This window comes from Paraburkholderia sp. A1RI_3L (genome assembly GCF_048957895.1).
In the GTDB taxonomy this organism is placed as follows: Bacteria; Pseudomonadota; Gammaproteobacteria; order Burkholderiales; family Burkholderiaceae; genus Paraburkholderia; species Paraburkholderia kururiensis.
This window is the reverse complement of sequence record NZ_JARCHA010000020.1, coordinates 1-22,484: the sequence shown is the minus strand read 5'-3', so window position 1 is coordinate 22,484 and position 22,484 is coordinate 1. Positions and strand designations below refer to the sequence as shown.

Here is a 22,484-nt window from a genome sequence, read left to right as displayed (position 1 = left end):
ACGGGCCCGACATGGACGCTGCCTTCCACGCCTCACCGTCTTCCTCCATGCTGCTTCACACGGACACGCCGCACGAGCCTGCGCACAATGCTTCCTTCAGCCCTGCGCTTGATCCCTCATTCAATCCCGCATTCAACCCCGCGTTCAGCCCCGCATTCAACCCGTCACTCCACGACGCGTACGCCGCTGCGCTGCGCATGCACGGGGCCTGCAGCGGCCCGCGCCCGCCACGGCCGATCCTGCCGCAGGCATTGACGCGCCGTGCGTTCCTGAAGAGCAGCGCGCGCGCCGTGGCGCTTTCCGGACTCGGCGCGTGCCTGCTTTCGGCATGCGGAGGCGGCGACACGACCGACGTGCCTGCGGCGGTCCAGCTCACCTCCGTCGAAAATTTCCGCGACGTGAGCGGCTCCGGCGCAGGCTACCCGACTACCGACGGCCGCCGCACGCGGCGCGGCATGTTCTACCGCAGCGGCGCACTCTCGCCCGACGACGCCGATGCGGCCACCCTCGCGCGCCTCGGCATCGCCCAGGTCTACGATCTGCGCGTCGCAGCGGAAGTCGACGCGCGGCCCGACCGGCTGCCCTATGGCGCCGTGCGCAGCGAACTCGACATCTCGCCCATCGACGTGAGCGCCGTGCGCCCCGCGAGCGAAGCCGAAGCCGTGGCGTGGATGAGCGAGGCCGAGCGGCGCCTCGTGATCGACGCGCAATCGCGCTCGCGCTTCGGCGCGCTCTTCACGCAGCTCGCCAACACGGCGGGACCGCAGGTGTTCCACGGCTCGACGGGCAAGGACCGTACGGGCTGGGCCGCGGCGCTGCTGCTCGCGATTGCGGGCGTGCCGCTCGACGTGATCATGCAGGACTATCTGCTCACCAACACCGTCGCAGCGAGCGCCATTTCCGCGCGCATCGACGCCCTCGCGCGCCGCACGGACGCCACCGTGGCCGCCCGCGCCAAGCCGCTCTACGAGGCGCAGCCCGACGTGCTGCAGGCCGCCTTCGACCAGATGCAGCAAAGCTTCGGAACCCTGAACAGCTATCTCACTTCCGGGCTCGGTCTGAGCCAGGGCGTGATCGATACGCTGCGCGCGAAGCTGGTGGTCTGAGCGTCAATGAAAAAAAGGGGTTCTTCACTGTGGTAGGTGAAGAACCCCGAAGTATGGCCTGCCCGGTCGCACAGGCAGGCCTACGAGGGACGTTCCGGTACGCGCGCCCTTCGGCGCACGTACCGCTCGATGCAGCGCACGGCGCGGTGGCGCGTGCGACGCATCCGGTTCGGTCAATCGGTGCGCGCCACGACCATCCGGTCCACCAGCGCGCCAAGCTTGGTTCTCGGGCTCGAGAAGCGATCCGTGTTCAGCCCGCGCGTTTCATAGCGCGCATTCACCAGCACCTGACCGCCCCGCATGAGCGTGAGGTCGATGGCCGAGAGGTAGGCGGTCCATTCGTCGCTGAACGAACGGTGGCCCCATTCCATCGTCGCCGCGTAGACCAGCGTGGCTTCGCAGGTGGGCGGCGACGTACCGGGGCTGTAGACCTCCGACATCACGCCGCGCTTGCGCAACGCGTACTGCAACGCAGGCACGAAATCGCCCTGCGAGACGTTCTGGTTCAGCTCGATGCACACCGTGTGCAGCGTGGCCGGATTGCCGTTCACGTAAGTCGCCGACGGAAAATTCGAGGCCGCGGCGAACCCCGCCTGCACGAGCGATCCCGCGGCGTCCGCAGCGGAAATCAGCGTCCACGCGCAGCCCGAGAGCGCGCTGAAGCACGGCGTCGCGAAGAGCGCCGCCAGCAGCAGCGACGCACGCGGCATCGCGCAGCGGCGGCACTGCCGCCGTTCGCCGGCCGGCATGGCGCGAGGCAGCACGCTCGTCATCGCCGTCGCCACCGCGCGCACGTCACGCCACGCACCGCGCCCACCCACGCGCAAGCGCCGCTGCCCTCAGCGGACGATGCGCAGATGCAGCGTGCGCGGCCCATCGACGCTCGCCGTCACGCTCACGGGACCGTTGTCGCTGCGGACCGTGAAGTGCTGGCGCGTCGGTGTGTTCACGTCGTGCACGACGTTGTTGAAGCACGCGGCGATGTCGGCGCCCATCTCTTCAAGCGGGTCGCTCACGACGCCGTCCGCGCCCCAGTGCGCAGCGAACCGGCAATCGTAGACGTGGCGCGCCGCGCGGCAGTCGCCGAGGAACGGCGCGTCGGTCAGCATGCCGCCGGTCTGGCCGCGCAGCGTCTGGAAGTCGCGCGTGGAGACGACGTGCGCGAGCGCGGCGCACGTGTCGGGCACTTCGCCGGCATAAGTCAGGGCCGGCGCAACCGCCAGGCCGAGCGCGCACGACGCGGCAACGGCCGCCGCCATGCGGCGCGCGAGCGGCGTTCGGCGCGCCGCGCGCACGGGTGCGACGCGAACCGCATCGCGCTGAAACAGGGGCAGAGAGAAGTGAAGATCGGCTTGCATGGGTAGCGGTCAGGTTCGGAGAGTAATCGACGTAACACACATAACCGGCGTGTAACACGCACACGGCGCACACACGGTGTAACGGCTGGCGTGCCGCGCTCCGTTTCCCGGCCGTCTCGCCGCTGAAGGATGCGTTTCACGCTTGCCGCCATGGTCGGTCAGCGGTGACTCGTCCGAAGCCGCAATAAACGCGGGGATCATGGGGTCCCCTTTCCGGATGTTATCGGCGCTTACGCCACGCGCCCCGGTTCTTACCCCACGCCTCCGCGTGTTACGGACCGCGCCGCTTTCACGGCCCGCCGTCTTCGATATCGGGCAGCGCCACTTCGAGAATCGCGAGCACGCGCGCCGCACGGCCGTGCAGTTCGTGGTCGAGCCGTTGCTGCCGGCGTTCGTCCGAACGCAGCCAGGTGCAGGCGTCGAGCACTTCGGCGCTCGTCGGCCCGATGTCGAGAATCTGCGCCACGACGTCGTCTTCCACGCGCCCGACGATATCGCGAATTTCGCTCGCCGTAGCGGGCTGCGGCACGTTGGTCTGGTTCATTGCGGTTTCCCTCCTCATTGCGTTCTTCGTTTCTCGCTCTACGGCTACGGCCTGATGCTGCGCGACCCTCTTTTCAGCTTTCCATGCTGGCCGCGACACCTTGCCGGCCCGTTGACATGGCTCAAACGTATCGCCTCGCACACTGCGTAAATAGAGGGCATGCAAACCGCGCGTGACCAACGGAGGCATTCCAGATGAACGACGGATACGAACGCCGCGCCCTGCTGCTGCAGTTGGGCAGCGTGCTGCAGACCATCAGCCGCGTGGTGGAGCGCGAACGCGACGACGAAACGATTGCCGAGCTGATCGCGGCGTCGCCCATCCTCGCGGACGTGGCGCTGATCGAATATGTGTGGGCGCACATGACAGTGCGCGAATTCGCGGACGCCGCGCTGCGCGCGTTTTGTCTCTGGCCCCAGTTGTTGCTGGAAGACACGCTCGATCACGACGCGCTGGCCGCGCCGGTGCGTGAGCACCTGTTCGCGGGCAATCCCGGCGGCTGGCTCGGTTACGCGGCTTCGCTGCGCGCGGAGGTGCCGTGGTTCGGCGAACAGGTCGCGGCGCACGGCGCGGACGGCCACTACGACGAACATCACGACGAACACCACGGCGGCAAGGCGGCACGCAACGCCACGGCGTAAGCACACGGCCAACGCGGTCGCGTCGGCCGCGTTGAAGTTCGGCGAATCGCCCCCACGTTTGCCAGCGTCACGCAAGCCGCGGCGGACGGGCGTCCGCGATTCACTGGCAAGCGCAACCGGGTGAACGCGAGTTCACTCACGCAGGACGGCGGCAAACCGCAATGGATATGACTACGGCAGACCGGGTACAAGGCACGAACCGGAACGCGGACCGGAGCACCGACCGCACCGATCGTACGGATGACAGCGACCGCACGAACCAGTACGGACAGAGCGTCGCGCGGCTGCTCGCGCTCGCCGCTGCGCAGGGCTACCTGATCGACGCCGACATCGTCGACGAGTTTCCGGACGAGCGCACCTCGCCGGACGCGCTCGACGCCGTGCGCACGGTGCTCCGGCAAACCGGCATCGCAGTGCTCGAAGAACGGCCGGACGGCACGTTTCTCGCGGACGATGCGGCGCCTGCCGTGGACCGCGAGGTGCTGGAGGAAGCCAGCGACCTGATCGAAGATGCCGCGCGCGGGGCAAGCGCCTCCACGGACCCGCTCGCCCTCTACGCGCGCCGCATGCACGCCGTACCGCTCCTCACGCGCGACGAAGAAGTGACGCTGGCGAAGGAAATCGAAGCGGCCCGGCGGGACGTGCTGTGGGCGCTCGCCGGTTGTGCGGAAACCGCTGCCGTGCTGCTCGCCAATGTGAACCAGCCGGCAAGCGAATCGGCGGATAGTGACAATAGCGACGGCGCCGACTCCGATACCGACAACGACACCGACACCGAAACGCCCGCCCGCAAGGCAAGCGCCGCTCGCACGGATGCCGACAGCGCAGAGCAGACGAAACACGCGCTCGCCGCCCTGCGCCGCGCGTTGCGCAGCAGCGGGCCAGGCTCGCGCGCGCATCGCAACGCGCGCACGCGCATCGTCGACATGGCCCAGGCTGGCGGATGGTCGCCGCGCGCGGTGGAAAGCGCGTCGGCCGTTCTGCGTGCGTTGCAGGCCCACGCCGGCGACGCCGCCAACGCCACCGTGCCGCCCGAACTCGTCGCCACGCTCGCAGGCGAACTGGCCAGCGCCCAACGCCGCCAGCGCGACGCCACGCGTCGCATGCTGGAAGCCAACCTGCGCCTCGTGCTCTCGATTGCCAAGAAGTACGCAAACCGCGGTCTCGAACTCGCCGACCTCGTGCAGGAAGGCAACCTCGGCCTCATGCGCGCCATCGACAAGTTCGAATATCAGCGCGGCTTCAAGTTCTCGACCTACGCGACGTGGTGGATCCGTCAGGCCGTGTCGCGCGCCGTCGCGGACCGTGCCCGCACGATCCGCCTGCCCGTGCATGTGAGCGATCAACTGGGCCGCATACGGCGCGTCGGCGAACAGATTCGTCAGCGCACGGGGCGCCACGCCGCCCTCGACCAGCTTGCCGCAGAAAGCGGGCTCAGCGAAGAGCGGCTGAAAACGCTGCTCGCGCTGCCCGGGGAACCCGCGTCGCTCGACGCGCTGCTGCCTGACGGCGAGACGGAACTCGTGGACATCGTGGCGGACACGAATGCGTCAACGCCGTTCGCCTCGCTTGTGGACGGACGCATGCGCGCCTGCGTCGCATCGCTGCTGAAATCGATGAAGCCCTCGGAGGCGGATGTCTTGAGGCGGCGTTTCGGCATTGGCGGCGGCGCGCCCGACACCTACGACACGATCGCGCGGCAAGCCGGCGTATCGCGCGAGCAGGTGCGGCAGATCGAACGGCGCGCGCTGGCGGCGCTGCGTTCGTCGGCCGAAGCGCACGCGGCTCGCGAGTTTCTGGAAGCGGACGCCGCGGACGCGTGAGACACGAAGGGCGTAGCGAAGGGCGTAGCCGAGGGATGGCTGCGGTAAATCGGCGGGGTGTCGGGCACGTAACGAACGTAGCGCAGGCATGCGCCCCCGCCGTCTGCATCGCCTTGCGTCGCGTTTGTGCCTCGCCTGGCACGAGTTTGTCCCGAGTTTTCCCGCTGGAACGCGGGCGCGAACGACGCAAACGGAATTGAACGCGGATTAACGCAACGGCGGCAACGGCGGCAACGGCGCGAACTGCGGCAGCCGCGCAATGGCGCGCAGTACCGAATCGCCGCGCGGCGTCACGCACGCATTCACGTACTCGCTCTCGCGCTGCTCCAGCGTGATGAGGCGGTGCGTTTGAAGCGTACGCACCTCGAAACGGTCCAGTTGCTGCGGCTTGTGCCCGTGCTTGATGAGCATGAGCGTGGCGAATTCGTGGGGGCTGAGCATGATGAGTCCTCGTCGTAGGCTCGAGGCGCGATCGGCGTGCGCGGCACCTTCCACGTTATAGGACGGGGTGCCGTGGCGACTTGACCCGCATCAATGGCTGCAGCCCTTTGCGTGGGGCGCTTTTCCGCAGACCATAGTGTTTTGCGCCGGTCACCCGCGCCGGCCGTCCATGCTGGTCGCCCACGCCGGTCGCCCTCGCCGGTCGCCCTGACCCGCGCTAACGTGCGCGGCTTCGCTCGCCCTTCTTTCCCGTTGCCGTGTTCGCAGCGCGCGGTGCGTCCTTCGGCGCACCGGCGGCGCCATTCATCTGCTCGACCCACGACAGCGCATCGACATACGACAGGAAGTGCTGGAGATAGCCCGGCGACAGTTCACGCATCAGCGAGAGCGACCGATGCACGAGGCTGCTCGAATTGAGCGGCCCCGCGTTGCGCGGCACCCGATCTTCGGACTGACGCAATTGTCGTTCGGCGCTGAGCCGCGACCACGTGGCACGGAAGTAGTCGAGCAGATCCATCTCGGGCCAGCTCGACAGGTTCGGCTGCAACATTGCAGGCTGGGCCGTGTCGCGACTGCGGTCTTTGCCTGCCGGGCCGGTACGGTTGTCCGCGTTCGGCTGCGCACCTCGGGCGACGTAATCGATCAGTTCCGACAACGCTCCGCGAGCCGGTTCGCGTTGTTGTGAAGCGCGGTGTTGTGAAGCGGCGCGATCCTGCGCTGCATCGGCGGTAGCGAAACCTGCGCGCGCGAGTTCGGCGCTGTATTCGTCCAACGCTTGCGTCAGTTTTTCGTCGAGCAATCGCCGCGTCTCGCCGCTGTGCGCGGCGGCACGGCGGTGCAGCGCGTCGATGAAGCGAAAGCGCATGGGCGCGATGCGCTCCGCGCCGCGCTCGCGCCAGCTATCGAGCAGCGCCTGCGCCTGAGTCACCGCATCCGGCATGGCGGCCGCATCGCGCACCGCAGCCGGTTCGGAGCGGGCGTCGTGACGAGATTCGCCGGCGATGGCGTTCGACGCCGTGCCGTCGCCCGAGTCTCCAGCGCTGGGTTCACGATCGCCCGGCGCCACGCGCTCCCCCGAGCTATTCACGATGCTCACCGTTAGCCGTCGCCAGCTTCGGCACGGCCGTAATCTCCACGCGCCGGTTCTTCGCGCGCCCTTCCTTGTCCGCATTCGAACTCACGGGCTGCTGGGAGCCGAACGCGGCTGCGAATACAGACGACGCCGGAATGCCCGCATCGATGAACGCACGCGTCACGGTCAGCGCGCGCTTGGCCGAGAGTTCCCAGTTGTCCGCGAACTGGCGATTGCCGGAGCGCACCTGGAGGTCGTCTGCAAAGCCGCTCACCATCAGCATCTCGTTGTTGGTCTTGAGGAACGCCGCGAGCGGTCCCGCGAGGCTCTTCAGCAGATCGCGGCCCTGCGGCTGCAACTGGTCGGAATTGAGCGCAAAAAGCACGCTGCCGTTAATGCCGATGCGCCCGTTCACAAGCGTCACGCGCCCCGCGGCGAGCGGCCCCGCGAGCGCCTGTTCGAGCGTCTTGCGATGCTGTGCCTCCAGTTGCCGCTGGCGTGTCTCTTCCCGCAGCCGCGAGGAGAGTTCGATCTGCAGACCGATCACGCCCACCAGAATCAGCACGAACGCCCCCACCAGCACCGACATCAGGTCGCCGAACGCGGCCCAGATGGGCGCCGTGGTCTCTACCGTGCCTGCGCCGCTGTCGATTTCGTCGCTCATGCCGCATCGGCTCCTGCCGGTGCCTGCCGGCCCGCAAGCTGCTGCAGGTCTTCGACGATCTGCTTCTGCGACAGCATGCTGAGGTCGATCACTTCCCTCGCCTGCGCCACGTAGTACGCAAGCTGCTCGTCACTGCGCGTGAGCGAGCGGTCGAGCGCGCTCTCGATGCGCTCCAGGTGCGCCACCAGCCGGTCGTTCGATGCGCCGAACACCTGCACCGCGCCCGCGAAGGCGTCCGAGAGGCTCGCCACCTCGACGGCGCTCGCGCTCACCTGGCCTGCCACGCCGTCGAGCCGCGCGGCCTCCGTCTCTACCTTGTCGGTGAAGCGCGCGCCCACGCGTTCGAGCAGATCGGCCGAGGTGGCCACGAGCGCGTCGATCGCCTCGCGCTGCCGCGTCGACGCGTGGTTGACCGCGTCGAGCAAGGTCGACAGCGTGTCCAGAATGCGGCTGCGCTCTTCGAGCATCGCGGTGTCGCGGACCATGCTTTCCGAGAGCTTCTGACGCAGTTCGGCCACCACCTCGGCAGCGGCTTTCGGCGCTTCGGATGCCGCCGCGACGAGCCGCGAAATTTCACCGATGGTTTCGCGCGCATGCGCCTCGCTCTGCGCCGACATGGCTTGCGCCGTGCTGGCCAGCGTCTCGCAGATTTCGCGCTGACGGCTCGCGGTCTGTGCGCCCGTCTCTTGCCATTCTTCGCGCAGCGCCGCGGCCATCGAAGCGAGCGACGTGGTCCACGCCTGCAGCCGCGCTTCGTCGCGTGAGGCGAGTTGCGTCTGCAGATTCGCGTGGGATTCGTTCATGGCCTGCACGAGCGCTGCGCCGTGCTGCTCGAAGCCGGCCGCGGCGGCGGCAAGCGCCTGCTCGTTGGCCGCGGCGAGTTTCGCGCTCGCTTCGCCTTGATGCGCGAGCGCCTCGTTCCACGCCTGCGAGAGACCGGTCGCCGTGGCATCGAGGCGCGCCGCCACGCCTTCCAGCATGCCGGCCGAGCGTTGCTCGAAGGCACCGGCGAGCCGGTCCACCGACGCGTGCAGATGCTGCGTGAACGCCTCGCCCGAGCGCTGATGCTCGGCGAGCGCGCGGTTCCAGACCCCAGAGACATTGGCCGCCGTGGATTCGAAGCCGCTCGCAAGTCCGTCGAGTTGCCGCTGCACCGCTTGCGCGACGGTGTCATGCAACGACGAGGTCTCGCGCGAAAGCCCCGCCATGGTTGCTTCCACCACCGGCTGGAGCGCGGCGCCCGCGGCGCGCGCGCTTTCTGCGGCGCTCTCTTTCAGCGATTGCCGCATGGACGCCGCGAGGCTCGCCCAGGTGGCCTCGGTCTTGCCGAGAAACGCCTGCTGGCCCGCCATCTGACGCTCGTGGGCAGTTGCGCTCTGTTGCTCGAGCGCGGTCATCATCGTTTGCAGCCGCTCGACGAGCACGGGCATGGCCTCAGCCTGGCGCTGCATGAGCTTGAAGGTCTGCTCGCGCTGATACACCTGCGAGTAGGCGCGCAGCGTCGTCGCGATTTTCGCGTCGAGCAACTGCACGGCCTCGCCGCGCTCGCGGCGGCACAACGCGGCGAGCAGGCCGAGCATCGCGGAAGTCGCCACGCCCGCAATCGAGGTGCCGAACGCGAAGCCGAGCCCCTTCACGGGCGCGGCGAGCGTGGTGCGCACGGCATCGAGATCGCTCGCGCCTTGCAGCGCCGCGCCGGTGCCCTTGAGCGTCGCCACCATGCCGAGCAGCGTGCCCAGCATGCCCAACAGCACGAGCAGGCCCACGAGATACGGCGTAAGCGCGGGCGCCGGCAAGGCAGCGCGCTCGCCTTCCACACGCGCACGCACGGCGCCGCGCAGGCTTGCGTCGAGTTGGTCGAGCCACGCGCCGAGCGCGGGCGGCCGGTCCACGGGCCCCGCCAGACCCGCGACGGCGCGCACGAGCGTGGCGGTAGCGAGCCGGTAGCGGCGCAATTCCAGCGCGCCCGCCACGTAGCAGGCGCCGATCAGGAGCGTCACCGCCGAAGCGAGCGGATTCGAGGCGGCGTAGCCCACGGCGATCCAGCACACGGCGGCGAGACCCGCCAGGAAGACGACGAGGTCGATGCGAAATGAGGACAAGGCGCGGGACATGCTGGACATGCGGGACATGGGCTCTTGCATGGGGTCTTGCATAGGATTTTGATTAGCGGGCTTGGCGGGTACGAAGCGCCGCGAGCAGCGCTTCGACCGGTTGAAACCGCACTTCGAGTTCGGCCAGCAATACGCTCTGCACATCGCGGCGAAACGCGTCGAGGCGTTCGCCTGAGAGCATCGGCGGGGCGTCGTTGGAGGCGTCCGTTGCGGGCGGTGCATCGGCCTGCGCCTCGCGGCACAAACGCTCGAAGTAAACACCGAGCAGCGTGGGCACCGACGCGAGCAGCGTGCGCTCGCGTGCGAAAAGCGCGCGCTCCATCACGGCATCGAGCACGGCAAGCCGCGCGAGGCCGGACGTGCGCGCCGCGAGCAAGGCGCGCAGGCGGCCGCGCAGGTCGCCGATGTCCGTTTCCATCGCCTGCTGCAACGAAAGATAGGACTGACGAAACGCGGCGTAGTCACCCGCCGCCTGCTCCGGCACGGCCTGTGAGCCGCCGCGCGGCGCGCGCGTGCGCCGGCTGACGGCGAGCACGGCGTCGTTAGCGATCGCCTTCGTCAGCGTGTTCCGCACACTCGCGCACAGTTCGTCCTCGGCTCGGCCAGGCGGACGCGCGCTTCCCATCACCGCGGGCGGATTCGCGTTCAGCACCGATGAGAGCGCGATGGCGTCGGTCCAGCCGAGCCATTGGCTCAGACGGTCGGAGAGCGACTGCGTGGACGCGGGAACGTCGGCGTCGGCGAGACGGGCCAGCAGACGAACGAGGGTCGGACCGCCAAAGGCGGTACGGGGCGGGGCTTGCACGATACGACCAGAGGCAAAAAGGCAGCAGTTTACACGCTGCCCGCGGCCCGGCCGTCGTCTTTGTCAGGAAGGGAACATGCGGGTGGTCGCGATTCAACCTACGTGTATCGCAAATCCGGCTTCGCCCGGCGCGAGGTCAGGGCGCAGCGTGAGCGCCGGTATCTCGTACGCGCCGCTGTTCTGCTGACGAAACGGGATGGGCGCCGCCGTGTCGAGCGTATCGAGCCGCTGACCCAGCGCCTCGCGCACCTGCGCAAAGCGGGCTTCGTCCATGCGGCTCGTGCGATAGACGACGAACGGCGGCAGCACGTCGAAGCCCGGGTAATAGAGGATGCCGTGCTGGATCGGGAACAGGAGGTCGTCGATGGGACCGTTCACGCCGCGCGAGCCGTAGTGGGATTCCCAACCGCCCGTGGTGACAACGAGCATGGCGCGCTTGCCCTTCATCATGCCTTCGCCGTAGCGGTCGCCCCAGTGCGTGTCCGAGTGCTCGCCCACGCCGTAGGCGAAGCCGTATGCGTAGACCCGCTCCACCCAGCCTTTGAGGATGGCCGGCATCGTGAACCACCAGAGCGGGAATTGCAGGAGGACCGTGTCGGCCCAGCGCAGCTTCTCCTGCTCGTGCGCGATGTCCGAGGCTTGGGTGCCGTGCTGGAAGGCATGCTTCGAATCGAGCGAGGGATTGAACGGCGCGCCGGCTTCGCGCTCGGGGTAGTCGCTCGCGTCGAGCACGGCTTTCCAGTTCATCGCGTAGAGGTCCGAGACCTGGACCGCGTGCCCCGCCTGCTGAAGATGGTTGACGGTGAAGTCCCGCAGCGACCCGTTCAACGAGCGCGGTTCGGGATGGGCGTAGACCAGCAAGACGTTCATGAGTAAGCCTCCGTAGGTGAACGAAGGCAGGATAGGTGCGACGCCGGTATATTGGAAATGAATTCCTAATATGACAGGTATTGCCATGGACGATCTCAGGAAGCTGGACCTCAATCTGCTGATCACGCTCGACGTCCTGCTCTCCGAGCACAACGTCACGCGGGCCGCCGAGCGCCTGCATCTCGCGCAGCCTTCGGTCAGCGTGCAACTGGCGAAGCTGCGCAGCGTGTTTGGCGACCCGCTGCTGCTGCCGGGGCCGCGTGGCATGCGGCCCACGGCGAAAGCCGACGAACTGCGCGAACCGCTGCGGCAGGCACTCGAAGCGCTGGAGCGCGCGGTGCTGCCGGCGCGTGCGTTCGACCCGGCCAGGGCCACGCACACGTGGCGCGTCTCGGCATTCGATTACGGCGAATCGACGATCGTGCTGCCCGCCTTGAGCGGTCTGCGCGCGGCGGCGCCGGGCACGCGACTCGCGGTGGTGACCGTCCCGCCATCGGAACTGGCGAAGCAGGCCGAACAAGGCGCGATCGATCTCGCGTTCCACACCACCGAGGACGCGCCGCCCACCCTACGACGCCGCGCCTTGTTTACCGAGCGATACGTGCTGGTCGGGCGCGCCGGACATCCACGATTGAAGCGCCGCCCGACGCTGGCGCAGTTTTGCCAGCTCGAGCATGTGATCGTGTCGCCGAAGGGCGGCGGCTTCGTCGGCGTTACGGACGACGTGCTCGCCAAAGCCGGCATGACGCGCCGCGTCGTGCTTTCGGTGCCGCACTTTCTCTTCGTGCGGTCAGTGCTGGAAAGCACCGATCTGGTCGCGATGCTGCCCGAACGGCTCGTACGCGGCATGGACACGCTGCGCGTGGTCGAACCGCCGGTGGATGTGCCGGGCTACGAGATGTCGATGCTGTGGCACGAGCGTGTGCATCGGGACCCGGCGCATCGGTGGTTGAGGGAGTTTGTGGGGGGTGGGGTTTGAGGGGGGAGCAGGCACGGCGATCTCACAACGGAGGTACGCCCTCTTCGTGCTGCCGCGGCGGCAGCGATAAACGCACATGTCGCCTGAGATGGCACGGCAGGAGGGGCTCGAACCCCCGACCCTCGGCTTAGAAGGCCGATGCTCTATCCAGCTGAGCTACTGCCGCATATCGACGGGAAGCGGCGTCCGCAACGCCGCCCGAAATGAAGATGATGGTTGCTCCCAAAGGAAGGGAGCAAGCGCGGAATTATACCTTGAATGCCGCGGGCTGAGCCGCGCGCATCCGCATCCTGGCGTGCTCAGACGGGTTGCGGATGCAGCATGAACCACGTGAGGAACGCCACGCCGGCAATCGCGCAATAGATGCCGAACGACGCCAGGCGTCCACGGCCTTCGAAGTAGCGCATCAAAAAGCGGATGCTCAGCCATGCCGCAATGCCGGTCAGGACGCCGCCCACGAGCGCGTCGCCAAGCTGGCCCGGCGCGTGAAAGAGTTTAGGCAACTCCAGCAGGCCCGCCGCGAAGATGATCGGCGTGCCGAGCAGAAACGAAAACTCGGCGGCCTTTTCCGCGGTGAGGCCCGCCGCGTTGCCGGCGATCATCGTGAGGCCGCTGCGCGAGAAACCCGGAATCAGCGCACCGATTTGCGCGAGCCCCACGAGGAACGCCTGCCTGAACGTCAGCTTTTCCGGCGGACGATGCGCGCGCGAGCGCTGCAGCCAGTCGCCGAACCAGAGCAGCAGCCCATTGATGATCAACGCAATCGCGACGATCCGCAGGTCGTGAAAGATGCGCTCGAGCCGCTTTTCAAGCACGAGGCCGACAATCCCGGCCGGAATCGTCCCGATGATGAGCGCCCACATCATGTGGCCGTCGTCGTTGTGCCGCCCCGCGAGCGAGCTGAAAAAGCCGCCGATCAGCGCGATCCACCGCTTGTGGAAATACAGCAGCAGCGCGAGCGCGGTGCCCAGATGCAGCGCCACGAGGAACGGCAGCAGTTGGGGCGCGTGCTTGTCGATGTGCATGCCGAACAGCGCGGGCACGAGAAGGGTGTGTCCGAGACTGCTGACAGGGAAAAGTTCAGTGACGCCCTGCAACACGCTCAAAAAGATCAGGAACGAAAAGCTCACGCGCGGATCCTCGCATTGGATGAACATCGCGCCGGCGTGCCGCCCCGGCGCCCGAAGCGCACCGATTATGCCGGTGCAGTATGGATGCGCCAAGCGTTCGGCGATTTTTGACGATTTATTTATTGCACCGCGTCAGAGCGACGGGCGCGGCAGAAAACATCGGGAGCACGACAAGCAAAAGGCCCGCCATGATGCGGGCCCTGCTGAAAAGGCATTGTCAGGAAGACGAAAGGCAAACACGCGGCGGTAGCCTGGCGGCCACGGCGCACTTCAACTTCAGCGCGCGACCTTGTAGAAAAAGTAAACGGTGCTCGCTGTGAACATGCCGAATAAAGCTACGCCCATTGCCATTGCGAGATCCATAGCGCCTCCGGTCCGGTCGGGCCCGGGGTCGCGTTTTACCGGGCGGTATGCGGATTATCGACAAGCCTCTGCCGGCACGACACTCGCAATTTCCCGGGAAGGGTTTCCCCGTAGCCCAAAGCGGCGCACAATCGCCGTTCGCCTGCGGGGTCGCGCCTTGCATGGCGTGGCTTCCTTCCTTTTCCATGTATTCGACGTATCCGATCGACATGCCCCAATTCCAGCAACAGGACATTCTCGAGATCGCACACGGCGCGTCGCTGCTGCGCGTCGCGCCGCAGGCCGGCGGCCGGCTGCTGTCGTGGCACATCGACGGCCAGTCCGTCATCTATTGGCCCGACGACGCGAACTGGGCCGAACCCGCGCGCGTGCGCGGCGGCAATCCGCTTTTGTTCCCGTATCTCGGGCGTCATCGCGTGGACGGCGACATCGGCCGCTGGCGCGATGCCGAGGGCACGGTCCGCGACGTGCCAATGCACGGCTTCGCACGCGACCTGCCCTTCGCCGCCCAACCCGATGCGGACAGCCACGGCGTACGGCTCACGCTCACCGATAGCGAGGCTACGCGCGCCGGCTATCCGTTCGGATTCCGCTTCGAAGCGACGTATCGCCTCGCCGATGCCCACACGCTCGACGTCGCGCTGACGACGACAAACACCGGCACTGAGCCGCTGCCCTACTACGCCGGCCATCACTTTTATTTCACCCTACCGCACGATCAGCGTGCCGAAACGGTGCTCGAACTGCCGCGCACGCAACGCCGCCACCAATTGCCCGACGGCACTATCAGTACGCCGGAGCCGGGGGCACAGCGCTACACGCTCGACGAAGCGCGCATCCACGACCGGTTTCACTGTCTCGACGGCGCGCCGGATACCCCCGTACGCGTGATCGCCCCCGGCCTGAACCGGACGATCACGATCGACCTGCGTCGCCCGGGTTCCGTGCCCTGGTACGCCGTGACCACCTGGACCGAGCGCCCGGAGTCGGACTTCTATTGCGTTGAGCCGTGGCTCGGTCTGCCCGATGCCATCCACAACGGTCTCGGCCTGCGCTGGCTCCCACCGGGCGCGACCGAAGAAGCGGCACTGCGCATCACCGTGAGCGCCTTGCGCTAACCCTCGACCGCGATGCGCCAGGATCACGCCGCGCGCCATGCGCGGCGTTTCAGTTGACGTCGCAAAATGCAAACCCGTTAGAATCGGACGTTTTTTGCGACTGTCGCGCGATCGGGGATCGGTATGCACGCGACGCATTGCGAGGTCCAATGTTGGCAACAAGAATCAGGCGGCTCGCCTGCGCAGGGCTCGTCGCGGCACTCGCCGCCTGTGGGTCGGCGCCGGTGGGACCGGGCTACTACCGCGTCGAACGCGGCGACACGCTATCGAAGATTGCGCGGACTAACCGGCAGTCCGTGCAGAGCATCGTCCGCTGGAACAACCTGTCGAACCCGGATTCCATCGAGGTCGGTCAGGTGCTGCGTGTCGCTCCGCCTTCCGGGACGGTGTCGAGCGGCAACGGAGCATCGCGCGGCACGGCCGAATCCGGCGCGCCGGCCGCTCGCAGCGGCACCGCAACCGGCACAGCGTCCGGGAGCGCATCTTCAGCGGCGCCGTCGGCCGCCCCCGCCGCGCCCATCTCGCTCGTCTGGCCGGCCGCGGGCAACGTGGTGCGGGGTTTCGACGGCAAGAATTCCAAGGGCATCGACATCTCGAACAGCCCCGGCACGCCGGTCGTCGCAGCGGCGCGAGGCACGGTGGTCTACGCAGGCAACGGTCTGCGCGGCTACGGCAATCTGCTGATCATCAAGCACAACAGCGACTACCTCACGGCCTACGCGCATAACCGCACGCTGCTCGTGAAGGAAGGGCAAACGGTTGCGCAAGGACAGAAGATTGCCGAAATGGGCGATACGGATTCGGATCGTCCGATGTTGCATTTCGAGCTGCGCTATGAAGGACGCTCCATCGACCCTTCCCGTTCATTGCCGCCGCGTTAGTCAACATGGGCCGCTAAGCACGCGCATCGTCGTATTGCAGGGGCAAAAAAAAAGCCCGGCTCGAGGCCGGGCGAACGGGGGTTCGGCGCATATCGGCAAAGGACCGGTTCGCCATGCGCCAATTGGGAATCTAGCAACGCGTCTAATACAGCGCAATCGATTAATTGCCAATGAAATGTGATGCGGCGAACGGATTACGCGCTATGTGAAGCGAAAGAGAAGCCACTCGCGAAAGCTAAAACATCGCGAAACGACGTAATTCGGTAGATGAAAGGAGACCGGAGTGCGTGGCGCCGCATCGGCAAGAGGCGCATGGCGTATAGCTTTGCGGGATTCACGCGAACAATGCGCGAGGCGAGAGTCTGCAATTCCGACGCCCGGCAAAAGCGCGGGTTAACGAAAGGATAGGACAGCTTCACGGAGATTTAAAGCTTTGTACGCGACCGCACTCATCAAACGCGTTTTAACAATAGCGATCAGTATAGGCACACGAATACACACCACTTTCTCGTACGACTAAATATCGCAAAATTAGCTTATCGCGAATTTAACGAGCGAAGTGGCCAGAACGTGCACGTCTGACCACGCGGCTATATCGCCCGATTCCACCGCCCGGTGCATTGCGAGCGGCGGGATCGGGCAAGCGCATCAGGAACCGGGCAACATGCGGCGGATCACGCCGTCACGCAACACGAAGTGGTGGTAAAGCGCGGCCGCCACGTGCAGGCCGATCAAGCCAAGCAGTCCCCAGGCGAGCGCGCCATGCAGATCGCCTAGTTCATGCCCGAGTGTGGAGCCCTGAGCCGCGAGCGGCGGCAGCGGAATCACCCCGAACAGCGTGAGCGACCATCCTCTCGACGATGCATTGGCCCAACCCATCAAGGGTTGCACGATCAGCAGCAGATACAGGACACCATGCGTCAGGCGGGCTACGGAACGCAGCATGGCTGATCCCTCGGCTGGCGCGGGTTCCGGGCGCACGGCGCGCCATATGAGCCGAACGACCATGACGGCGACGATCGCCGTGCCCAGTTCGAGATGCCACGTGATGAGCCCTGCAGGCTGCGTGCCGCGATGGATGCCCGGCATGGTCCACGCCACGATGAACTGAATAACGAGCAACACGAAGATGAGCCAGTGCAGCAGTCTCGAGAAGGGATCGTATTTGGGGGGAGTGGAGTAGGCCATTGATACCTCGATGGTTCGGTCTTCGGATATGCCGTGCAATAAGCCGCACGGCCCAGTATTCGCCGATTGGAAGCATAACGAGTGCCAGTGTATGGCTCAAGCAGCCGGACGGCCTGGTCTGCAAACGGCTTGATGATTTATAGTAGTCACCGCTCATGTCCCATTCCAATACGATGACGACGAACCCAGCTTCTCACAGCGCGCTCTATCTCAAGCTCCTTGGCGAAACGGCGAAAATCGACTGGCAGGATCTCGAACGCTTTTTCGCACAAGGCAAGCTGCTGCGGGTGGCGCGCGATCTCGATCTCGTGAGTGTCGCCGAGGCGATCGCGAGCGACGACACGCAGCAGGTCACGCAATGGCTTTCCGCGGGGCTTGTCGAGCGCATGCAGGCCGACACCGCTGCCGACTTCACCGCCCGCGATCCCGAACTGTGGGCTGTCGTCGTGTCGCCCTGGGTGTGTGTCCAGGAGCGCAGTTGAGCAGCCCTGCCGGCGAGCGGGCCGCCTCACCGGCGGCTCCGGTCGACTGGCACCGGCGGGTTCTCACGCTCGCCTTCCCCATCGTTATCGCGAATCTGACCCAGCCCATTCTGGGCGCGGTGGATACCGCCGTGGCAGGCCATTTCGACGGTGCCGCGAACCTGGGTGGCGTTGCGCTAGGCGGCCTCTTTTTCAACTTCGTTTTCTGGGGCTTCGGCTTTCTGCGCATGGGCACGACGGGACTCGTCGCGCAGGCATTCGGCGCAAACGATGTCGCCGCGCTGCGGATCAACGTCGTGCGGGCGCTCATGCTGGCGCTCGTGGCGGGTTTGGCTGTCCTCGTGCTGCAAGGTCCGCTGATCGAGCACACGCTGCGTGCGATCGGCGGCAGCGACGACGTCCGGCGCAATGCGCACGTCTATTGCCGCGCGCGGATCGGCTCCGCGCCTTTTGCGCTCGCGAATTACGTCGTGCTCGGATACCTGCTGGGCGTGCAGCGGGTGCGCACGGCGCTCGTCATTCAGGTGTTCATCAACACGGTCAATGTCGTTGCCGTACTGCTTTACGTGTATGGATTCGGCTGGAACATCGCGGGTATCGGGGCCGCGACGGCGACCGCGGATGCGCTTGGCTTCGTGCTCGGGGCCATCGTGCTGCGGCAGTTGCTGCCGCGCAATCTGCCGCGGCTCGACCGCGCGCAACTCGCGGATCCGGTCGCACTGAAGCGGCTGGTAGCGATCAATCGCGACATCTTCCTGCGCACGCTGTGCATCCTTGGTGCGTTCGGATGGTTCGCGCATCTGGGCGCAAACCAGGGTGACGCGATTCTGGCCGCCAACGCCCTGCTACTCAATTTCCAGACCTTCATGGCGTATGGACTCGACGGCTTCGCCCACGCCGCGGAAGCGCTCGTGGGCGCCGCAACCGGCGCACGCGATCGCGATGCCTTCCGTCAGTCCGTCAGGGTCACGATGTTCTGGTCGGCACTGGGTGCGCTGGGGTTTTCGCTCGTGTACGGCGCGGCGGGCGCCTGGATCGTCGAACGACTGACGGATCAGCGTGTCATTCGAGCCGCCGCGGAGGTTTTTCTGCCGTGGGCGGCGCTGTCGCCGGTCGTTTCCGTGTGGGGCTTTCTGCTCGATGGCGTGTTTATTGGCGCGACGCGCACGCGGGACCTGATGTATTCGATGGCGCTGTCGGGCGGCGTGTTCATGGCGGCGTCGTGGGCGCTCGTTGCGCCGCTCGGCAACCACGGACTGTGGGCCGCGCTGCTCGCGTTCATGGCAGCGCGCGGCATCACGCTGCTCATGCGGCTGCCGCGGCTCGCGGCGTCGATAGCGGCGCATCAGCCGTAGACGCGCAGGCGCGCCAGACTGCTCGCGCCGGCGCCGTCGGCTCTTCCTGTGTAAGCCGCCGCGCATTCCGCGAACACGACGTTTCGCGGCTGTTTTGCGTCTATTTCGGCGCCGCCTCCGGTGCCTCGATCATCTGCGGCGGCCGGACGTCGGTGGGTACCCCGTGATAGTCCGGCGGATCCTGCGGCGGAGGGCCATGGCGCACGGCGGACGAATTGTCGGCACAGCCGGTTAATGCAGACAAGAACAAGAGGATCAAAAAGGGACGACTCATGGATTTCCCGAAGCCGGATGCGGCGAAGTGGCAAAGCCGCGAGTCTACGCGCAAAGCGCCAGGGACGCGCCCGCGGGCGGTTTGCCGCAACGAACAGTTCTCCTCCCCGGTTCGTTTTTGCTGTCCTACCATGTACGCATGGCTGCAATCGTCCAAGGAGGCTGCCATGGATGCCGAGTCAATCGCGGGCCTGGTCGGACTGACCGTGGGCTTGCTCGTCTTGCTAGGACTGACCATCTTCGAATCGCGGACCTACCGGCGCGAGCACCACGGTGAAGGCATGATGCACCACTGGCTGGCCGAGCATCACATGCTCGACTGGACGCGGCGCAGGCATTGAAGGCTCGCTCCGTCCGAGGCTGTTCTGTCTGGGGTTGGCAGCGCTGCAGGGCGTCTGGCGACGCGCTGCGTGGGTTGTTGTTGGCTGACGGTTAGTTGGCTCGTGGCGTATTGGCGCGCCGTTCTTGCGGGCTGCCCTCGCCGGTTTGCTGCGTTGCACTTGCTGCGCGAACTGCCGGCTGGCCTGTTATTGCGGGGCAACAACCGCGTACACGAGGCGCCTCCGCGCCCCTTCCTTCGTTGGCAGCGGCACGCCATGCGTGCTCTGGGCCGCTGCGCCCGGACGGGCAATAAACGCGTTTTCTACTTCTCTCCCGCCTCAAACTCCGGCTTTCGCAAGCACGACGATCGACACGCTAAACGCCTCCTGCTGCGCGTCTTCGTTGCGATACGAGTGCGGCACGTGGCCAGGGAACGCGAGCACCTCGCCAGCGGCAACGCCATGGCGTTCGCCCGCAACAAACACGGCCACTTGTCCGGAAAGGCACGTGAAGTACTCGCGCGTGCCCGGCAGATGAGGTGTTCCCCGCATCGTTGCGCCCGGCGCGAAGGACATCGTCTCCAGTATCCCGTCCGGCATCGGTTCCGGCACAAGCGGCCGGATGGTCAGCCCCATGCCGCGGCTGTGCGTCGGGACATCGGCCGCCGCCCACTTGCGCACTTTCGCCCGGGGCGAGGCCAGCAGTTCATCGATCGGCGCCCCCAGCGCACCCGCCACTTTCATGAGCACCGTAAGCGACGGATTACTGTCACCGGATTCCAGATTGGCGATCGTCGAGCGCGGCAATCCGGAGACCTTCGCCAGCGCCTCCTGCGTGAGGGCACGCGTGCGTCTTAGCGCAACGAGATTGCGGGCCAGGTGCTGCGCGGCGTGATCGAGTTCGTCCATCGTATCGACTTTCCGACAAAGGTTTGGACATCGCGCTGGGGCAAGGACGTGCGCGTTCCTATTATCAGGCCACGAGACGGCGTGCGTGCGCCGCCCCATCTTCAATCTGGAGAGTGCGATGAACTATCGCGATGACTTGCGCGGCGTACGTGCCGCGATAACCGGCGGCACCTCAGGCCTGGGCCTCGCCTTGATGGACGAACTGCTCATGCGCGGGGCTCGAGTGGCATTTGTCGCTCGAGATCCGAAGCGTGTCGCTGCCGTGGCTGCGGAGCGGCCCGGCGTGGTGGGCCTTGTAGGCGACATCGGACGCAAGGACGACATTTATCCGCTTGCGACGCAGATTACAGGGCTACTGGGTAGCCTCGATGTACTTGTGAACAATACGTCGTCGCTTGGCCCTACCCCGCTTGCACTACTGGCCGATACCCAATGTGAGGAGTTCGAAGCAGCGCTCGCAGTGAACGTGCTGGGCGCGTTCCGGCTAACGAAGGCGTTGCTCGGCGCGCTTGCGGCATCGGCACGCGAGCACGGCGGTGCACTGGTGCTGAACGTGTCGAGTGATGCCGCTATCGAGCCGTACGCAAGATGGGGGGCATATGGCTCGAGCAAAGCCGCGCTGCATCAGATGAGTCGCATCTGGAATGCAGAACTCGCGGACGAACGAATCCGCGTGCTCGCTCTCGATCCGGGCGACATGGACACTCCACTGCATCGGCTGGCATTGCCGGATGCCGATCCAGCGACTTTGCGACGTCCCGCGGATGCAGCACGCGAGTTCGCGGATGTGATTACGTCAACGCTTGATGACCTACGCGAAAATATGTCGATGGGGGTGCGCTGAAGATGCAAGCTGCCAGCCTTCCTAACCAGCGTCCCAAAGATGCACGGCTTCTCGTGATCGACCGCTGCGGACGCATCCGTCATCGCCTTCGGAGCGCGATCGCCGATCTCGTGCGCTCTGGCGATTGTGTCATTGCTAACGATGCGGCAACGCTCCCCGCGAGTCTTCACGGGATTCACGAACCCACCGGCGCGCCGATCGAGATCCGGCTAGCGGCCCGTGCATCCATCGATCCGCACGACGTCGCGCGCTTCAGTTGCATCGTGTTCGGCGCCGGTGACTTCCGTACTCCCACGGAAGCACGCGAAGCGCCCCCGCCCCTCGTTCGCGGCGACCGATTGCGGCTAGGCTCGTTGCAGGCAACGATCGTACGAACGCTGGATCATCCGCGCTTCGTTGAACTCGATTTCCACGGTACACCGACGAGCATCTGGCAAGGACTCGCGACGCATGGCCGACCGGTTCAGTACGCTCACGTTCCAGCACCGCTCGCACTGTGGGATGTGTGGACGCCGATCGCTGCGCTGCCCGTTGCATTCGAACCGCCTTCGGCCGGCTTCGCTCTGGACTGGCGCACATTGAAGGCGCTGCGTGACAAGGGCGCGTCTTTCGCCACACTGACGCATGCCGCCGGATTGTCGTCGACCGGCGATTCTTCCCTCGATGAGCGCTTACCTCTCGATGAACCGTATCGGATACCACTCGCAACCGCGCGACTGGTCGCGGAAACGAACATGCGAGGTGGACGCGTGATCGCCATCGGCACCACCGTCGTCCGCGCGCTCGAGCACGCGGCTATGCCCGACGGGAGCGCACGCGTCGGCGATGGGGTTGCGAGCGGGCGTATTGGACGCCATACGCGATTGCGCATCGTTGATGTGATCGTCTCCGGTACACATGAGCCGGAATCGAGCCACTACGCGCTGCTTTCCGCATTCGTTACCCGTCAAACGCTGGCACATGCCACCTCGGTACTCGAAAACGAGCACTACCGGACACACGAATTCGGAGATTCGATTTGGATTGAGCGTGATGCGAGAAAAGATGAAGTACGTTGCGAATGCAGGCGGACGGCAAAATGCGCTTAATGGTCTCGCTGGTGTGCTGCGAAGTAGTGCAAATGTTCTGCTGGGACTGGAGATGCGGGAGGTTTTGGGGCTGCCAGTGGGGACTGGTCGAGGCGTGGTTCAGGAGGGAAGCGCCG

The 22,484-nt window shown here is 66.1% G+C and carries 23 protein-coding genes and 1 tRNA gene; 11 read left to right on the top strand and 13 right to left on the bottom strand.

Annotated elements, in window-relative coordinates; genetic code table 11:
- Positions 1-11: 11 nt before the first annotated feature.
- Positions 12-1,106 (top strand): tyrosine-protein phosphatase, encoded by a 1,095-nt coding sequence (locus PXJ20_RS30480; protein ID WP_421030625.1) that lies wholly within the window; start codon positions 12-14, stop codon positions 1,104-1,106.
- Positions 1,107-1,279: 173 nt separating this feature from the next.
- Here PXJ20_RS30480 and PXJ20_RS30475 read toward each other — a convergent pair whose 3' ends face one another.
- The 3 genes from PXJ20_RS30475 to PXJ20_RS30465 all read right to left on the bottom strand — a co-directional run bounded on the left by PXJ20_RS30475 (position 1,280) and on the right by PXJ20_RS30465 (position 3,008).
- Positions 1,280-1,816, bottom strand: coding sequence for a hypothetical protein (locus tag PXJ20_RS30475; RefSeq protein WP_026122027.1), 537 nt, complete (start codon positions 1,814-1,816; stop codon positions 1,280-1,282).
- Between the two features lie 129 nt (positions 1,817-1,945).
- Positions 1,946-2,464: a hypothetical protein gene (locus tag PXJ20_RS30470; protein WP_240659137.1), complete on the bottom strand. Its 519-nt coding sequence runs from the start codon at positions 2,462-2,464 to the stop codon at positions 1,946-1,948.
- Between the two features lie 289 nt (positions 2,465-2,753).
- Positions 2,754-3,008, bottom strand: coding sequence for a hypothetical protein (locus PXJ20_RS30465; protein WP_017777692.1), 255 nt, complete (start codon positions 3,006-3,008; stop codon positions 2,754-2,756).
- Between the two features lie 194 nt (positions 3,009-3,202).
- Between PXJ20_RS30465 and PXJ20_RS30460 the strand changes: the two genes are divergently transcribed.
- Both PXJ20_RS30460 and PXJ20_RS30455 read left to right on the top strand, forming a co-directional pair.
- A complete protein-coding gene (locus PXJ20_RS30460; RefSeq protein ID WP_126878909.1) occupies positions 3,203-3,649 on the top strand; it encodes a hypothetical protein in 447 nt (148 codons plus the stop codon).
- 161 nt (positions 3,650-3,810) lie between these two features.
- The gene (locus tag PXJ20_RS30455) at positions 3,811-5,472 is read left to right on the top strand and encodes a sigma-70 family RNA polymerase sigma factor (protein ID WP_413213458.1); all 1,662 of its coding nucleotides are present in this window, start codon (positions 3,811-3,813) and stop codon (positions 5,470-5,472) included.
- Between the two features lie 207 nt (positions 5,473-5,679).
- On the opposite strand, the gene PXJ20_RS30450 is transcribed toward PXJ20_RS30455, so the two are convergent.
- From PXJ20_RS30450 to PXJ20_RS30425, 6 genes are all read right to left on the bottom strand, one after another.
- Complete coding sequence (locus tag PXJ20_RS30450) at positions 5,680-5,913, bottom strand: hypothetical protein (protein ID WP_277597644.1); 234 nt, start codon at positions 5,911-5,913, stop codon at positions 5,680-5,682.
- A 217-nt stretch (positions 5,914-6,130) separates the two neighbouring features.
- Positions 6,131-6,853, bottom strand: coding sequence for a DUF2894 domain-containing protein (locus PXJ20_RS30445; RefSeq protein ID WP_421030999.1), 723 nt, complete (start codon positions 6,851-6,853; stop codon positions 6,131-6,133).
- Positions 6,854-6,992: 139 nt separating this feature from the next.
- Positions 6,993-7,649 (bottom strand): OmpA family protein, encoded by a 657-nt coding sequence (locus tag PXJ20_RS30440; RefSeq protein ID WP_017777687.1) that lies wholly within the window; start codon positions 7,647-7,649, stop codon positions 6,993-6,995.
- The gene (locus PXJ20_RS30435) at positions 7,646-9,781 is read right to left on the bottom strand and encodes a DUF802 domain-containing protein (RefSeq protein ID WP_421030624.1); all 2,136 of its coding nucleotides are present in this window, start codon (positions 9,779-9,781) and stop codon (positions 7,646-7,648) included. The genes PXJ20_RS30440 and PXJ20_RS30435 overlap by 4 nt, the downstream gene beginning before the upstream one ends.
- Positions 9,782-9,815: 34 nt before the next feature.
- Entirely contained in the window at positions 9,816-10,571 is a 756-nt protein-coding gene (locus PXJ20_RS30430) for a DUF3348 domain-containing protein (protein ID WP_421030998.1), read from the bottom strand.
- 90 nt (positions 10,572-10,661) lie between these two features.
- Positions 10,662-11,438, bottom strand: coding sequence for an NAD(P)H-dependent oxidoreductase (locus PXJ20_RS30425; protein WP_421030623.1), 777 nt, complete (start codon positions 11,436-11,438; stop codon positions 10,662-10,664).
- Positions 11,439-11,523: 85 nt separating this feature from the next.
- On the opposite strand from PXJ20_RS30425, the gene PXJ20_RS30420 reads away from it, so the two are divergent.
- Positions 11,524-12,417: a LysR family transcriptional regulator gene (locus PXJ20_RS30420; protein ID WP_232833577.1), complete on the top strand. Its 894-nt coding sequence runs from the start codon at positions 11,524-11,526 to the stop codon at positions 12,415-12,417.
- Between the two features lie 89 nt (positions 12,418-12,506).
- On the opposite strand, the gene PXJ20_RS30415 is transcribed toward PXJ20_RS30420, so the two are convergent.
- Positions 12,507-12,583, bottom strand: a tRNA-Arg gene (locus PXJ20_RS30415).
- A gap of 133 nt (positions 12,584-12,716) precedes the next feature.
- Positions 12,717-13,547 carry an undecaprenyl-diphosphate phosphatase gene (locus PXJ20_RS30410; protein ID WP_277597635.1) on the bottom strand — a complete coding sequence of 277 codons (831 nt, stop codon included), beginning with the start codon at positions 13,545-13,547 and terminating at the stop codon, positions 12,717-12,719.
- A gap of 572 nt (positions 13,548-14,119) precedes the next feature.
- On the opposite strand from PXJ20_RS30410, the gene PXJ20_RS30405 reads away from it, so the two are divergent.
- A complete protein-coding gene (locus PXJ20_RS30405; RefSeq protein ID WP_421030622.1) occupies positions 14,120-15,028 on the top strand; it encodes an aldose epimerase in 909 nt (302 codons plus the stop codon).
- Between the two features lie 149 nt (positions 15,029-15,177).
- Positions 15,178-15,909, top strand: a complete 732-nt coding sequence (locus tag PXJ20_RS30400; RefSeq protein ID WP_017777679.1) for a peptidoglycan DD-metalloendopeptidase family protein — start codon at positions 15,178-15,180, stop codon at positions 15,907-15,909.
- A gap of 648 nt (positions 15,910-16,557) precedes the next feature.
- Here PXJ20_RS30400 and PXJ20_RS30395 read toward each other — a convergent pair.
- On the bottom strand, positions 16,558-17,097 hold the full coding sequence (locus PXJ20_RS30395; RefSeq protein ID WP_413213453.1) for a cytochrome b: 540 nt from the start codon (positions 17,095-17,097) through the stop codon (positions 16,558-16,560).
- Positions 17,098-17,252: 155 nt separating this feature from the next.
- On the opposite strand from PXJ20_RS30395, the gene PXJ20_RS30390 reads away from it, so the two are divergent.
- The 3 genes from PXJ20_RS30390 to PXJ20_RS30380 all read left to right on the top strand — a co-directional run bounded on the left by PXJ20_RS30390 (position 17,253) and on the right by PXJ20_RS30380 (position 19,548).
- On the top strand, positions 17,253-17,579 hold the full coding sequence (locus PXJ20_RS30390) for a DUF2288 domain-containing protein (RefSeq protein WP_413213452.1): 327 nt from the start codon (positions 17,253-17,255) through the stop codon (positions 17,577-17,579).
- On the top strand, positions 17,576-18,934 hold the full coding sequence (locus PXJ20_RS30385) for an MATE family efflux transporter (RefSeq protein ID WP_421030621.1): 1,359 nt from the start codon (positions 17,576-17,578) through the stop codon (positions 18,932-18,934). Before PXJ20_RS30390 ends, PXJ20_RS30385 begins: the two co-directional genes overlap by 4 nt.
- 272 nt (positions 18,935-19,206) lie before the next feature.
- A complete protein-coding gene (locus PXJ20_RS30380; protein ID WP_421031016.1) occupies positions 19,207-19,548 on the top strand; it encodes a hypothetical protein in 342 nt (113 codons plus the stop codon).
- Between the two features lie 318 nt (positions 19,549-19,866).
- On the opposite strand, the gene PXJ20_RS30375 is transcribed toward PXJ20_RS30380, so the two are convergent.
- Entirely contained in the window at positions 19,867-20,436 is a 570-nt protein-coding gene (locus tag PXJ20_RS30375) for a helix-turn-helix transcriptional regulator (protein ID WP_017777674.1), read from the bottom strand.
- Between the two features lie 85 nt (positions 20,437-20,521).
- Here PXJ20_RS30375 and PXJ20_RS30370 point away from each other — a divergent pair, with 85 nt between their 5' ends.
- Positions 20,522-21,280, top strand: a complete 759-nt coding sequence (locus tag PXJ20_RS30370) for an SDR family oxidoreductase (RefSeq protein WP_421030620.1) — start codon at positions 20,522-20,524, stop codon at positions 21,278-21,280.
- A gap of 2 nt (positions 21,281-21,282) precedes the next feature.
- Positions 21,283-22,368 (top strand): S-adenosylmethionine:tRNA ribosyltransferase-isomerase, encoded by a 1,086-nt coding sequence (locus PXJ20_RS30365; RefSeq protein ID WP_421030619.1) that lies wholly within the window; start codon positions 21,283-21,285, stop codon positions 22,366-22,368.
- Positions 22,369-22,484: the final 116 nt, after the last annotated feature.